Origin of the sequence: Bacillus sp. cl95 (assembly GCF_900115925.1) — a bacterium.
Taxonomy (GTDB): Bacteria; Bacillota; Bacilli; order Bacillales; family Cytobacillaceae; genus Neobacillus_A.
Window position 1 is genome coordinate 220,782 of sequence record NZ_FOYF01000006.1, and the last position, 13,454, is coordinate 234,235.

13 protein-coding genes are annotated in these 13,454 nt (G+C 39.3%); 7 read left to right on the forward strand and 6 right to left on the reverse strand.

Annotated features, from left to right (window positions below; all coding sequences use genetic code 11):
- Window positions 1-16 precede the first annotated feature (16 nt).
- Both BMZ31_RS16805 and BMZ31_RS16810 read left to right on the forward strand, forming a co-directional pair.
- On the forward strand, window positions 17-1,108 hold the full coding sequence (locus tag BMZ31_RS16805) for a GerAB/ArcD/ProY family transporter (protein ID WP_090833085.1): 1,092 nt from the start codon (window positions 17-19) through the stop codon (window positions 1,106-1,108).
- Window positions 1,098-2,159 (forward strand): Ger(x)C family spore germination protein, encoded by a 1,062-nt coding sequence (locus BMZ31_RS16810; protein ID WP_090833086.1) that lies wholly within the window; start codon window positions 1,098-1,100, stop codon window positions 2,157-2,159. The genes BMZ31_RS16805 and BMZ31_RS16810 overlap by 11 nt, the downstream gene beginning before the upstream one ends.
- Window positions 2,160-2,304: 145 nt before the next feature.
- Here the strand turns inward: BMZ31_RS16810 and BMZ31_RS16815 are convergent, their stop codons facing one another.
- A complete protein-coding gene (locus BMZ31_RS16815) occupies window positions 2,305-3,471 on the reverse strand; it encodes an FtsW/RodA/SpoVE family cell cycle protein (RefSeq protein ID WP_090833087.1) in 1,167 nt (388 codons plus the stop codon).
- A gap of 187 nt (window positions 3,472-3,658) precedes the next feature.
- Complete coding sequence (locus BMZ31_RS16820) at window positions 3,659-4,438, reverse strand: DUF4931 domain-containing protein (RefSeq protein WP_090833088.1); 780 nt, start codon at window positions 4,436-4,438, stop codon at window positions 3,659-3,661.
- A 162-nt stretch (window positions 4,439-4,600) separates the two neighbouring features.
- Between BMZ31_RS16820 and BMZ31_RS16825 the strand changes: the two genes are divergently transcribed.
- Entirely contained in the window at window positions 4,601-5,383 is a 783-nt protein-coding gene (locus BMZ31_RS16825; RefSeq protein WP_090833089.1) for an undecaprenyl-diphosphate phosphatase, read from the forward strand.
- A 1-nt stretch (window position 5,384) separates the two neighbouring features.
- Here the strand turns inward: BMZ31_RS16825 and BMZ31_RS20450 are convergent, their stop codons facing one another.
- Complete coding sequence (locus BMZ31_RS20450; RefSeq protein WP_090833090.1) at window positions 5,385-5,762, reverse strand: hypothetical protein; 378 nt, start codon at window positions 5,760-5,762, stop codon at window positions 5,385-5,387.
- Window positions 5,763-5,817: 55 nt separating this feature from the next.
- Here BMZ31_RS20450 and BMZ31_RS16835 point away from each other — a divergent pair, with 55 nt between their 5' ends.
- From BMZ31_RS16835 to BMZ31_RS16845, 3 genes are read left to right on the forward strand one after another with little or no spacing between them, the layout of a single operon-like run.
- On the forward strand, window positions 5,818-6,561 hold the full coding sequence (locus BMZ31_RS16835; protein WP_090833091.1) for a metal ABC transporter ATP-binding protein: 744 nt from the start codon (window positions 5,818-5,820) through the stop codon (window positions 6,559-6,561).
- A complete protein-coding gene (locus BMZ31_RS16840) occupies window positions 6,561-7,415 on the forward strand; it encodes a metal ABC transporter permease (RefSeq protein ID WP_090833092.1) in 855 nt (284 codons plus the stop codon). Before BMZ31_RS16835 ends, BMZ31_RS16840 begins: the two co-directional genes overlap by 1 nt.
- A 25-nt stretch (window positions 7,416-7,440) precedes the next feature.
- The gene (locus BMZ31_RS16845; RefSeq protein ID WP_090833173.1) at window positions 7,441-8,367 is read left to right on the forward strand and encodes a metal ABC transporter substrate-binding protein; all 927 of its coding nucleotides are present in this window, start codon (window positions 7,441-7,443) and stop codon (window positions 8,365-8,367) included.
- Between the two features lie 182 nt (window positions 8,368-8,549).
- Here BMZ31_RS16845 and BMZ31_RS16850 read toward each other — a convergent pair whose 3' ends face one another.
- Both BMZ31_RS16850 and BMZ31_RS16855 read right to left on the reverse strand, forming a co-directional pair.
- Window positions 8,550-10,046, reverse strand: coding sequence for a flotillin family protein (locus BMZ31_RS16850; RefSeq protein WP_090833093.1), 1,497 nt, complete (start codon window positions 10,044-10,046; stop codon window positions 8,550-8,552).
- A gap of 49 nt (window positions 10,047-10,095) precedes the next feature.
- On the reverse strand, window positions 10,096-10,632 hold the full coding sequence (locus BMZ31_RS16855; RefSeq protein WP_090833094.1) for an NfeD family protein: 537 nt from the start codon (window positions 10,630-10,632) through the stop codon (window positions 10,096-10,098).
- Between the two features lie 217 nt (window positions 10,633-10,849).
- Between BMZ31_RS16855 and BMZ31_RS16860 the strand changes: the two genes are divergently transcribed.
- Window positions 10,850-12,586: a M1 family aminopeptidase gene (locus BMZ31_RS16860; RefSeq protein ID WP_090833095.1), complete on the forward strand. Its 1,737-nt coding sequence runs from the start codon at window positions 10,850-10,852 to the stop codon at window positions 12,584-12,586.
- Between the two features lie 109 nt (window positions 12,587-12,695).
- On the opposite strand, the gene BMZ31_RS16865 is transcribed toward BMZ31_RS16860, so the two are convergent.
- Entirely contained in the window at window positions 12,696-13,433 is a 738-nt protein-coding gene (locus tag BMZ31_RS16865; protein WP_090833096.1) for an amino acid ABC transporter ATP-binding protein, read from the reverse strand.
- Window positions 13,434-13,454 lie beyond the last annotated feature (21 nt).

The following is a 13,454-nucleotide window of genomic DNA, read 5'->3' on the forward strand; positions in this document are numbered from 1 at the left end:
GTTGGAGGAATGACTTGTGACACCGATTCCAGAAAGACATAAAGTTTCCTCGTTCTTAGTGTATTACCTCATTATTTCGATGCAGATTGGAATCGGAATCCTTGGTTTTCAAAGAATCATCGCCATGTCGGCAGGTTATGATGCTTGGATTTCTGTCATCGTAGCCGGACTCGCCATTCACATCATTATATGGATGATTTACAAAATCAACGAATCAGCCGAAGACGATTTGATTACTGTACATGTCAATTTACTTGGTAAAAAGATGGGGAATTTCATCAGTTTTATATTTATATTCTATTTTTGCATGCTAACCGTAACAACGATTCGAACCTATATCGAAGTGATCCAAGTATGGATGTTTCCAGAGTTAAGCACATTTTGGTTTTCCCTTGGATTCATATTACTCGCCATCTATATTGTTTACGGGGGATTCCGGACTGTAACTGGTATCGCATTTTTCGGAGCCGTTCTACCCGCTTATTTGATATTAATGTTTGGCTTTACCATTCCATATTCAGACCCTACTAATATGCTGCCAATCCTTGACCATTCCTTTAAGGACTTAGCGAAAGCCTCTAAAGACATGGCTTTGACTTACTTAGGCTATGAAATCTTACTTTTTGTCTACCCTTTCATTAAGGAGCCAAAAAGGTCGAAAAAGTGGGCTCATTTGGCGGTTCTGACCACAACCGTTTTGTATACCTTATTGACTTTCGTCACTTTTGCCTATTTTTCCGAGGGGCAACTACAAAAAAACATTTGGGCAACACTGGCCATGTGGAAAATCGTTGAGCTTCCCTTTGTGGAACGATTTGAGTATATCGGAATCGCAAATTGGAATCTCATTATCCTGCCAAATGTTTGTATACCACTTTGGATTGCAAGCAGAATCTTAAAAAAGACTGTAAATCTTCGACAACGAAAAGGAGTCCTGTTCGTCAGCATATTCAGCTTAATTGTCGTGAATCTATTCTCAGGCCGTGAGCAAGTGAATATGTTAAATAATTATTTAGGGAAGTTTTCACTTTACCTGAATTATGGATACATCCCCTTACTCTTTATCGTTGTTTCGATTATGAAAAGGGTGAAGAAAAATGCTAACTAGATATTTTATGATCGTGCTCCTTATCTTGCTCCTTCTTTCCGGTTGTGTAGATAGGGAAATTTTGGATGATATAAATTTAGAGCGGGCGGTAGCTTATGATTACGTTGGTAAAAATAAAGTAATGGGAAGCGCAATCATCCCTGTCTATCTTCCTGATCAAAGTGTAAAGAATGTCATGTACACAGCTACATCCACCATAAGCAGAGATTTTCTCAGAGATATGCAAAGACAATCTGAGCAGCCTTTAGTAACGGGGAGTCTTGAAATTGCTTTATTTGGGGAAAAACTTGCTAATCGCGGAGTCATTGAACTTGTCGATTCGTTTCAACGTGATGCAAGTATAGGTTCCAGATTATTTTTGGCAGTAGTAGACGGAAAGGCAAAGAATATTCTTGAAGGGGATTATGGTGAAAGTGGCAAAGCCATATATATTTCAAACTTAATATCACACAATATTAAGGATAGAGATCTACCCGATACAAATCTTCAGTTGTTCTTATCTGATTATTATCAAAAAGGAAAAACCGTTTTTTTGCCCCGTTTAGGGAAATTTGAAAAGGATAAAGTAACTCTCACCGGAATTAGTTTATTTAAGGATGATGCTGTAGTAGATAATCTCGTACCAGATGAAATGTTTTTTTTCAAGTTGATGGTAGATCGCTATAGCGAAGGTCATCATAAAGTAAAAATCAAAAACGATGAGGCAATCATTCGAAGTCTTAAATCTAAGCATAAAATGAAACTGAATTCTCCAACTGAAATTACAATGAATATCAAAATTAGAGGTATTCTTCTGGAATATTCCGGTACGAAATTAACGCAAAAAGAAATCAACCAAATTGAAAGGAATTTCGAAAAAAAAGTAAATAAACATTGCGCTAAGTTGGCCAAACGATTTCAAGAACAGGAAATTGACCCTGTCGGTTTCGGCCATTTCGCTAAAACTCAGACGCGTGGCTTTGATTTAAAAAAGTGGGAAGCAAATTATAAAAACGTAAAATTCAACTTCAATACAGAAGTAAATATTACAGAAGCGGGTACGATTGAATAAATCAAGCGAAGAGACTATTTTGAAAACAAGTACTTTCATATAATCTCGCGCAAATATCATTTGGTGCTAGACAATTTGAAACTGCTTCTAATCTCATCTATAAGAGAAAGAGGCTGTCCCACTATAATAGTGGAACAGCCTCTTTTTATGCAGAAAACATATATTTTTTATAATGGTAACGGATGGAAAAAATCAAACTGATGGCCAACATATTCCCCATCAGCGAGCTTCCTCCGTAGCTTACAAACGGAAGCGGGATACCTGTGATAGGCAGCAATCCGATCGTCATCCCAATGTTCTGGAAAACGTGGAACGTAATCATGCTGATAACCCCAACGCACACATACGTGTAGAAATCATTTTTTGTTTCCATACCCACCTTTGTGATGTGGTAAATAAGCAGGAAAAACAAGCTAATCAGGACGCTCGCACCCACAAAGCCAAACTCCTCACCAACAACACTGAATATAAAGTCGGTGTGGCTTTCAGGAAGGTAGACTTCCCTTTCCCCATAGCCTTTACCACCGGTTTCCCCAGAACCAATCGCCAAGAGCGACTTTGTAAGCTGGAATCCTGTTGTACTTTGATAATTATAGGGGTCTATCCAGGAATATATCCTGCCGAATTGATACTCTTTAACACCTAAATACTTTTCCAATAAGTCTGGCTGCCATAAGACAAAGTAAAAGATGACCGATATTAGCGTTACTCCTACTGAGAATATCGGAACAAGTAATTTCCATGTGATTCCTGAGATAAATATCATCCCTAGCATAATGGCAATAAAAACGAGGGATGTCCCAAGGTCTGGCTGTTGCATAACGAGAAGCAACGGTACCATGGTTGTCAAACCAATCTTGATTAAGAGCCAAAGATCTGTCTGAATGGTTTTAATCGGATTTTTTTGATGATGATCAACAATCACTCGCGCAAGCGACAAAATAATAAACACCTTTACAAACTCAGATGGCTGTAAAGAACCCATGCCGGGAACGTTATACCAACTTTTCGCCCCATTAATGCGCCTTGCAATACTTTCTGGCGCAATGATGAGGAATGTCAGCAAGAACAATCCAAATCCGTACGCGTACCAGGAAATCTTTTTCAATTGATCCGAATCCAAGGTGATGACTGATGCAATGATTCCACAGCCAATCATGTAGTAAATAATTTGTTTAAACAGAAAGTTACTGCCATATTGCCCAGTAGACTGTGCACTATAAATGGCAACACAGCTCGCGATAAACAGTAAGAAAAGTATAAAAACAAGGTTATAATCAACCCTTGAAGTTGAATTCGTTCTTGAAGTCATTTGTCATTCTCCTCTATTAAGAAAAGCGCACGCTTCTTCTAAGCGCTGTAGCTAGACAGTTATCTCATTTATGTTTTCGTAGTATGTCAAATTGAAAAAAGAATCCATTCGAAAAGGATTCCTTACAATACTTCATTATATTTTTAATAGAAGAAAATCACAACTTCTAAAAGGGTGTTGGTTATTTTTACAAATTTTCCGATGATAGTGTGAAGTATGTCTGCCTCACTTTTTCTGCCATCGATTCCAAGTTATTCGGAACCTGTGGAATGCTATATCCAATATAAATTGGCGTTGTTACAAAGCGAGGAACAATTTTTGCATAGATATCTTCACGATGATGATAAAAGAAAATATTGTAGCTCGTGCATGAATAAGAAAAACCGTTCAAAATAAAATGAGTGGCCACCTGCAAGCAATCCGCAAAGTCGTTCACTTGCGACATGTCCTCTAATTTCACGTTAAATTCGTAAAATCCAACGCGTGGTTTCGTTGAAAGGGAAAAGGTTACCCCTTTATTACGGTAAATTTCGATGCCTTCAAAATATTCATCCATGACATGCTCATGATAATCAACATCTTTAAGCCCAATGATTTGCATGTGCGGATGAGCAAGCGTGCCCCCAGAGAAAGGACCATGATTCTTGAAGAAAATCACCGATTCATATTCACCTGTTGCCTCGATTGCTAACCAATGCTTCAATCCAAATTGAATGAGCCGATATAGATGTTCCTTCGTGTAAGTGGACATTTCCCCTTTGCAATCATCCGTTTCAATTAACACCGTTTGATAGGAATTTCCTAAGACCGGGAATTTATTTTTTAATAGAAGAATAGAACCATCTTCATCTATGAAATCGGTTAACGACCCTCGATCGCAAAAAGGACAAGGATTTTGTGTATTTCGTATATTTTCAGGCTTCTTGGCCCCAATGGTTGTATTGAATTGCAAATGTCTCTTTTTCACCCATGCATCCCCCTCTTCTACCGTATATTGTATGAGATATTGTTCCAATTTACTAATTTCTTGCATCTCTTTACACGCACTTTGATATGATTTGCGAATAAAAGTTGTCCCGCTTCTCATAAGTATAGATGGAGCATTTTATCAGGAAGCGAGGGTATATGAATGTTATCGAAACTTGAAGCTTTTATTTTAGGAATTATTCAAGGTTTAACAGAATTCCTTCCAATCAGTTCTACCGGACACCTATACTTAGGCAGAAAACTATTCGGTCTCCAAGAAGCGGGCCTTTTGCTTGACACCATGCTGCATGTCGGCACTTTGCTTGCCGTGTTGTTTTTTTACAAAGAAGAATTAATGAAAATCATCAAAAACCCTTTCGGCAAGATGACTTTCCTTCTTATCGTCGGTACTCTTCCTGCGGTTGCCGCCGGATTACTTCTCAAGGACTATATCGAAGACATATCAAAAACGGGTGTCACCATCGGCTGGGAGTTCTTGATGACGGGTGCATTCCTATGGATAGCCGATTCTGTTAAAAATGGTCATAAAAAGCTTAATGATATAGGATATCGCGATGCATTCATCATCGGCGTCTTTCAAGCAGCGGCCATCATGCCCGCTCTTTCTCGCTCTGGTTTAACAATCGTTGCAGCACTTATGCGAAATTTGGACCGAGGAACAGCAGCATACTTCTCCTTCCTCTTATCCACTCCTGCAATAGCTGGGGCTATCTTACTGCAATCCATTGACTTGGTAAGTGAAGGTGGAGAAAAGATATCGCTGACGGCCCTTTCAATCGGGATTCTTTCTTCAGCTATTTTTGGTTACATCGCAGTAAAATGGATGATTAACTTTTTGAAAAAGCATTCCCTAAAACCGTTTGCCTTCTATGTATGGGCATTAGGAATTGCGATTTTAGCTTTGCAGTATGCAGATAAATTCTAAATTATAAAAGCGCAGACGCCCTCGACAAAAGTAAAGACCACTTGTGCCTGCGCTGTTTTTCCAAATAGATTTCCTTTGTGTTCAGCCCCGACAGACTAAGGCTAAGCCAAAATGGTTTCGTTTTTTTGGGGCATTGGGACGTTTCAATTTCCTTTTTCCGGGCTCTCATCGTAATACTTCCTGATTCCAGATATCCTGCTATCCCCACCAACCGCCCCCCATGCCCTTTCCCATTCTCGTTTTCTTCAAACATTGAATATTGTTTGACATTTTTCTTTTGCAGGCATATGATATCCATATCCCAGAAAGTTGCACCAAGGAAACTTTTTAAGCCCAGGGTAATAATTATAGTCATATAAAAATATAATGTATAAATCAATGTATTTATATATTCAAAATAATAACTCTCTTACCCAACTAAAGGAGGAAAGAAAATGAGCTATGCCATTGACGTTCAAAATCTCTTCGTTTCCTACCATGGAAATGAAGCATTAAAAAACATTCAATTTTCCATTCATAATCACAATTTGGTTGGTATTATCGGTCCCAATGGTGCAGGTAAATCTACTTTGTTAAAGTCGATGCTCGGATTGATTCCGACCGATAAAGGCGATGTAAAGATTCTTGGTCAAAGAATCCAGGATGTTCGAAAGAAAATCGCCTACGTTCCCCAACGCAGTGATATCGATTGGGATTTTCCCATCAGTGTCCTTGATACTGTTTTAATTGGCACGTATCCGAATCTTGGCCTTTTTAAGAGACCACAAAAACACCATAAAGAGTGGGCGCATGAATGCCTCGAAAAAGTCGGGATGGAGAAATTTGCCCATAAACAGATCGGCCAATTGTCCGGCGGACAGCAGCAACGTGTGTTCTTGGCTAGAGCTTTGGCACAGAATGCCGAGGTCTTCTTCCTAGATGAACCATTCGTTGGAGTGGATGTTGATAGTGAGGAGACGATTGTGAAGATCTTGAAGGGCCTTCGTGACGAAGGAAAGACGGTCATTGTCGTTCATCATGATTTGAGTAAAGCGAGTACTTACTTTAATCAACTGATACTAATCAACAAGGAATTGATTGAGTATGGGGATGTAAGCACCGTCTTCCGTCCCGAGGTGATGGCGAAAGCATATCGTGGACAATTTTCATTTTTAGATGAAGTCGGGGTGAGTCTGTAATGAATTTCATAGACGCTTTATTTCAATACGATTTTTTACAAAAGGCACTGTTAACCTCTTCTGTAGTAGGAATCATTTGTGGTGTCATCGGATGCTTTATCATTTTACGAGGCATGGCATTAATGGGCGAAGCCATTTCCCATGCAGTGTTGCCAGGTGTAGCGATTTCTTATATGCTCGGTATTAATTTTTTCTTCGGCGCTGTTTTTACTGGCGTCCTAACAGCGATTGGAATCGGTTTTGTCAGTCAGAACAGCAGGATTAAGCATGATACTTCCATTGGGATCATGTTCACCGCTGCTTTTGCTTCAGGCATCGTGCTTGTAACAATGTTAAAGAGTAGCACAGACCTTTATCACATCCTGTTTGGAAATGTTTTGGCCGTCAAACCGACTGATATGTGGACGACAATTATACTCGGCTTCTTTGTACTTTTAGCCGTATTTGCTTTTTATAAAGAATTGCTCGTAACATCATTTGATCCAACGATGGCAGCAGCTTACGGTTTACCTAATAAGATGATTCACTATTTCCTGATGACATTATTGACAATCGTGACAGTTGCTTCCCTTCAAACGGTTGGAATCGTGCTGGTTGTGGCCATGTTAATTACACCTGCCGCAACAGCCTATCTGTTAACAGATCGCCTTTCTGTCATGATCTTTTTATCATCCTTAGTGGGTGTTATTTCAGCCATTATCGGCCTTTATTTCAGCTTTACATTTAACATGGCTTCAGGAGCAACGATTGTTCTCGTAGCAACAGGATTATTTATGATTACACTTTTGTTTTCGCCGAAAAACGGTATCGTCTGGAGAACATTTAGAACGAGAAAAAATAGAGCTGCTCTATAGGAATCAAAGGAGGTACACAAAAATGATTAAAAAATGGCTTAAAGGTCTTTCCATCCTTTCGCTTATGTTGTTTGCCTTATCTGGATGCAATAATACAGACTCCAATAAAAGCGACAAAGTGGAAATCGTGACGACTTACTCGATTATCTATGACATTGTCAAAAACGTCGGCGGTGATCATGTAGAGATTCATAGTTTGGCACCGATTGGTTCGAATCCACATGAATACGATCCCCTGCCCTTGGATGTTCAAAAAACGACCGATGCGGATGCCGTTTTCTATAACGGCTTGAACTTAGAAGCCGGAAATGCCTGGTTTGATAATCTAATGAAAACAGCTGGAAAAACAGGGAAAGATGCTCCTGTATTCATGGTAAGCGAAGGGGTTAAAGCAAAGCATTTAACAACTAAGGGTAAAGAAAGCGAAGAGGATCCTCACGCATGGCTTGATGTGCGCAATGGAATCATTTACGCAGAAAATGTCCGCGATGCTCTTATTAAAGTGGACCCTAAGCATGAAGAAGATTATAAGAAAAATGCAGCTGAATATATCAGCAAACTTGAAAAACTTCATCAAGAGGCAGTCGAGAGTTTTAACAAGATTCCTAAGGAAGACCGCTTGTTAATTACGAGCGAAGGCGCATTCAAATATTTTAGCGAAGCCTATGATTTTGAAGCAGGCTATATTTGGGAAATCAATTCAGAGAATCAAGGCACTCCACAACAAGTGAGTACAGTCGTTGATTTTATTCGTTCACATGATATTAAAGTTTTATTTTTAGAAACAAGTATTGACCCACGGAGCATGGAGATGGTCTCAAGGGAAACCGGAGTACCTATCGGTGGAAAAATATTCACAGATTCCCTCGGAAAACCGGGAGAAGATGGCGATACGTACTTGAGTATGATGGAATGGAATATTCAAACGATCTTATCACAGCTTCAGAAATAACAAAAAGGCGATCAGTAAGTTTAAGACTTACTGGATCGCCTTTTTTGCTTTTAGGACTTCTGGATTTTCACGGTTTTTCATGAATTCTTGGTTTAGGAACTTCTCGAAAAGAGCCCCGAAGCCATAAAGAATGCGGGATGAGAGTTTCATCCGAAAAGCAACAATCAATGCGAAAACAGCTATTATTTAGCTTCGTGAACTTCAGTGGCTTTCGATTTTACATTCCCTTTGCCGGAGAAATTTTCGATCAATTCCTTCACGTCAATCCCACTTGATGCCTTCAATGATTCTTGCAGTCCTGCCATCAGATTTGTTGCATAACCGGTAATCTTATTCGCTCCACCATTTGCACCGTTGCCACCTGTATCCACTACAGTAATCTTATCAATATTAGATAATGGAGTTGCCACTTGTTTCGCATACTCAGGAAGCATTTTTAGAATCATATCGAGGGTGGCAGCCTTACCGAATTGCTCGAATGCCTCAGCTACTTTTTGCTTCGCTTCGGCTTCAGCCAAACCTTTCAATCTGATAATTTCTGCTTCTGTTTCCCCTTGCGCTTTTTGTGCTTCTGCTTTAGCGAGACCATCGATTCTTACTCTTTCCGCTTCGGCACGTGCCATAGCTTCAATTCGATATTTATTCGCATCCGCTTCAGCCATCTGTTTTGCTTTCTCAGCCGCCGCTGCCTGTTCAACGGAGTAACGGTCGGCATCGGCCTTTTTCTTCACTTCTGAATCGTATTGTCGTTCACGTCTCATAATCTCTTTTTCTTCTAACTCAATTTGTTTTTGACGCTCGATAATTTTAACCTGCATTTCTTGCGCAGTAACATCTTGTCTTGAACGAGCCGTTTCCAGATCGTATGCCTGGTCGGCATGTGCCTTGGCAATATCCTGTTCACGACGGAACTCAGCAATTTTCAGCTGATTGATCTTCTCTGCTTCTGCAATTTCTGTAGCTCTTTCCAACTCCGATTTCTTCGCTTCTTTTGCCGCTTCAGCTTTCTTAATCCTTGTTTCCTTCTCTGCTTCAGCAGTCGCAATATCGGCATCGCGCTTTACCTGTGCAATTCTTGGTTTACCGAGAGAATCAAGGTATCCATTTTTATCACGCACATCTTTAATGGTAAATGAAACGATAACAAGACCCATTTTAGCAAGGTCCTGTGAAGCAACACGCTGGACTTCCTGTGAGAACTTATCACGATTTTTATAGATTTCTTCAACCGTCATCGACCCAAGAATGGAGCGTAAGTGACCTTCAAGGACCTCCTTCGCCTCATTTTCACGGTCTGTTTTCTCTTTTCCTAAAAACTGCTCTGCAGCTGTTGCAATCTCTGTAATAGACCCGCCAATTTTGATAATGGCGACACCGTCAGCCATAACCGGTACTCCTTGTTCTGTATAAACTTCGGGAGTCATAACCTCTAGCTTGCTAGATAATAAGCTGAGTGGCTTCGCTTGCTGGAATACTGGGAAAATAAATGCCCCGCCTCCGCGTATGATCTTGATCTTGTTGTTTGATTCATCCACATGAACATTTCGGCTACCTAAAAAGCTTCCTGTAACGATGAGTGCCTCATCTGGTCCAGCCGTTCTATACTTGGTAACGAAAACTGCCAATAACGCGATTAAGATAAATACAACAATGCCCCCAACTATGAAAATAGCATCCATAATTCCTGCCTCCTAATAATGTACTGATATATTTTAAAAATAATTTCCTTTAAATAAATTCCTGCATCTTATCATAAACAACTACTTGCAAAATACCGTTTTCCACTTCAACGACAAGCACGCGCGTACCATTTTGAATCTCTTTTTTGTCAAAGCTTAATGCCGTTTTTGCTATTCTGCCACTGAGGCTTTCAATCATCACTTCACCATAACCGTCAAGCGGGATAGGTGTAATCACTACTCCAGTCCTTCCTACGAGATCACTTTCCTTGTAGACAAGTGACTCTTCTGCAGTTGAGAGCGGAATAAGTACAAACACATTTAATAGAGTAACTAGTATGAGAGACAATGCTGAGGATATGAGCATGTTTTGGGTGCTGGGAATCTTGGTGAGGACTTCGAGTAAATAGCCGCTACCACTAGTAAAAGTGATAAACGATAAAATTAGGACAGGATTTAAGAAGTGAATATCCGTGAAAAAGCCATGAAATAAATCTCCGAACAACAATAACAGAACAGTAATGACACCTGAAAAAATCAACGCATACAAATAGATTGTTTCAATTGGAATCCCATTTATCTCCATGGACATCCATCCTTCTTGTTAAGATAGTCACTTAGCTCTAGATGAGTTTTATTGGGGATACCAATATTTACGTTTATCTAAGGAAAAAGTTTCACTTTCAAGTAAAAATTTTACAAATCAAAACCATTTCCTAACAAAACTTGTTACCATCCTGTAACCTTTTTCTTCCAAACACTGTCTAATTTTTTAATGAATCTTGAAGAAGGAGGTAAGAAAAATGTCCAAGTTTGAATTTGTGAATCCAGAATTCAACCCACAAAAAGCCTCATCTGATTCTCATCACAGGAGAGAAGATGAAGCTAGTTCTACTAGTACGGAAACAAAGGATGCCGGATCCCGAATTTTAGAATTTTTAAGAATGATCTTTAAAAGGAAATGGATAATGGCTGTTGCAACCTTATTATTTCTTGCACTGATAAGTGTTCCGATTTATTCCAAGCTTTTCGTTCCTAATGAACCGACAACCACTTTCATGTGGATGAATGAATCAGGATCCAAGGTGGTTACGGCAAGTGCTAAGCAAATAAAGAAAAATGATAAACAGAAAGAAAAATTTGAGCCAAGCTTTACTATGGTCGGAAGTAAAGCCGACTATAAACTCAACATAAGCATGCCAGTTGAGAATCAGTTTTCTGCAAAAGCAGACATTACGATTCAAAATAAGTCGGGAACCAGCTGGAATGAAATTTTCTTTTACTTTTTACCATTTATGAACTCGGACAGTGCAAATGGCTGTTACAATGCCCATTTGAAAATGTATTACACAATATGCCCCGAAGAGGTACAAAAGGGGAAATTTGAAATTCAAGAAGTAAAAATGGGTGATGAAGCAGTAAAATACATACTGGAAAAAGACATCTTAAAACTTGAATTGAAAGATGTCTTTAGAAATGAAGCAACCACTACAGTTGAAGTATCCTATACTTTTTCATTGCCTGATAAAGGACTTCAGTATTCTAAGGAAGGAGACGATTTTTACTTAGCTCAATGGTATCCGATGCTCCCAACATTTAATGAAAATGGTTGGAACATACAACCTCCATTATCCGGACATATTACACATTTTACGACTCATTCCAATTTTGAGGTCAATTATGATATTCCACCAGAATATGTTCTCTTGTCCTCTGCTGATTCTGATCCTATAGAAGGATCTACAAATGGAAAAATTACCATGACAAACGTGAAAGAAATGTATGTCGCCCTTATGAAAAAGCCTTTCTTAAAAGAAAAGCAAATCAATGATACGACCATTAGGGTATTTGCTGATGAAACAAGTCAAGCACTCATGGATTTAACCATGGAAACCGCTTCAGATGCTTTTAGCTTTTTTGAAGAAAAGATTGGAGATTATCCATATAAGCAACTTGATATTGTAATCGATGGTGGAGTGAGCATGGAAAATCCAGGTGTCATTACCGTTTCCAGACATGAAATCAACCATATTAGGTTCAAAAAGGAGTATTTCAAGCATACCATCGTAAACGAAATTGCCCATCAGTGGTTTTACGGAGTGGTTAACAACGAACCATACTCTGAAAACTGGTTGGACGAGGGCATAGCAGAATTTAGCACTTACCTTTACAATTTGACTGTTGCAAAAAAGTCACAATACGAAAGTTTTTCGTTAGCTGCAAAAGATATTAATGATCTTAGCGCCTATAGTAAAGAACGAACACACCCTTCAAATCTAACTGTGCCATCCTATACCGATGGAGGATATGATTGGTATTTCAAAATACAGCCACTTCAACATCTGTTGGATATTTCACAAAAAGTTGAGGGTGATGAAGATACGGCACTAAAATTCCTCTCAGATTATTATAAAACTTACTCTTTCCAGCAAGTGACTACCAAAGAGTTCGTTAAGTTTACCAAGGACTATTTTGACATTAGTGAGATGGAGTTTACTGAGTGGTTGAATCTAGAAGAAACCGGCTCGCTGAAACAATAACCTAATGTTTCAGGTTAATATGTCACCACTAAGGAATTTCAAGAAATTCTAGAAGACCTGAAAAAAGGTGGCGCTTCACAGCACCACCTTTTTGAATATCTGAATTCTTTTAGGATTGAATTAGACGTAAAAATTGCTTTGTACGCTCTTCCTTGGGTTGAGTGAAGATGTTTTCCGGTTTATCCCGTTCAACAATGACACCTTGATCCATAAATATGACCTCATCCGCCACTTCTTTAGCAAAGCGCATTTCATGGGTAACAACGACCATCGTCATCCCTTCACCCGCAAGGTCTTTCATTACCTTCAAGACTTCCCCAACGAGTTCTGGATCGAGTGCAGAAGTAGGTTCATCAAACAGCATCACTTCAGGCTCCATCGCCAAGGCACGGGCAATTCCTACTCGTTGCTGTTGACCCCCGGATAATTGAAAAGGATAGTAATCCAATTTATCCCCTAATCCTACTTTTTCGAGAAGTTCCTTTGCGTTTTTCCGCGCTGATTCTACGCTTTCTTTTTTAACAATAACTGGCCCTTCCATCACATTCTCTAATGCGGTCTTATGTGGAAAAAGATTATAATTCTGAAACACCATTCCCGTCAGACGTCGGAAAGAAGCGATATTTTTCTTGGCATTCCGGTTGGAAAAGTCGAGCGATTGATCACCAATATTAATGGCTCCTTTTGTAGGAGTTTCTAATACATTCAAGCAACGTAAAAGTGTCGTTTTACCGGAACCGGAAGGACCGATTACGACAACTACTTTGCCTTTTTCTATCTCAAGGTCAATGCCCTTTAACACTTCAAGTTGATCGAAACTTTTATATAAACCCTTAATCGATATCATGTTTACCTTCCCTCGCTCTCA

Coding starts and splice junctions, on each gene's coding strand:
- BMZ31_RS16810 (WP_090833086.1), top strand. CDS start 1,098: ATGCTAACTAGATATTTTATGATCGTGCTCCTTATCTTGCTCCTTCTT.
- BMZ31_RS16815 (WP_090833087.1), bottom strand. CDS start 3,471: ATGACTTCAAGAACGAATTCAACTTCAAGGGTTGATTATAACCTTGTT.
- BMZ31_RS16825 (WP_090833089.1), top strand. CDS start 4,601: ATGTTATCGAAACTTGAAGCTTTTATTTTAGGAATTATTCAAGGTTTA.
- BMZ31_RS16835 (WP_090833091.1), top strand. CDS start 5,818: ATGAGCTATGCCATTGACGTTCAAAATCTCTTCGTTTCCTACCATGGA.
- BMZ31_RS16840 (WP_090833092.1), top strand. CDS start 6,561: ATGAATTTCATAGACGCTTTATTTCAATACGATTTTTTACAAAAGGCA.
- BMZ31_RS16850 (WP_090833093.1), bottom strand. CDS start 10,046: ATGGATGCTATTTTCATAGTTGGGGGCATTGTTGTATTTATCTTAATC.
- BMZ31_RS16855 (WP_090833094.1), bottom strand. CDS start 10,632: ATGGAGATAAATGGGATTCCAATTGAAACAATCTATTTGTATGCGTTG.
- BMZ31_RS16860 (WP_090833095.1), top strand. CDS start 10,850: ATGTCCAAGTTTGAATTTGTGAATCCAGAATTCAACCCACAAAAAGCC.
- BMZ31_RS16865 (WP_090833096.1), bottom strand. CDS start 13,433: ATGATATCGATTAAGGGTTTATATAAAAGTTTCGATCAACTTGAAGTG.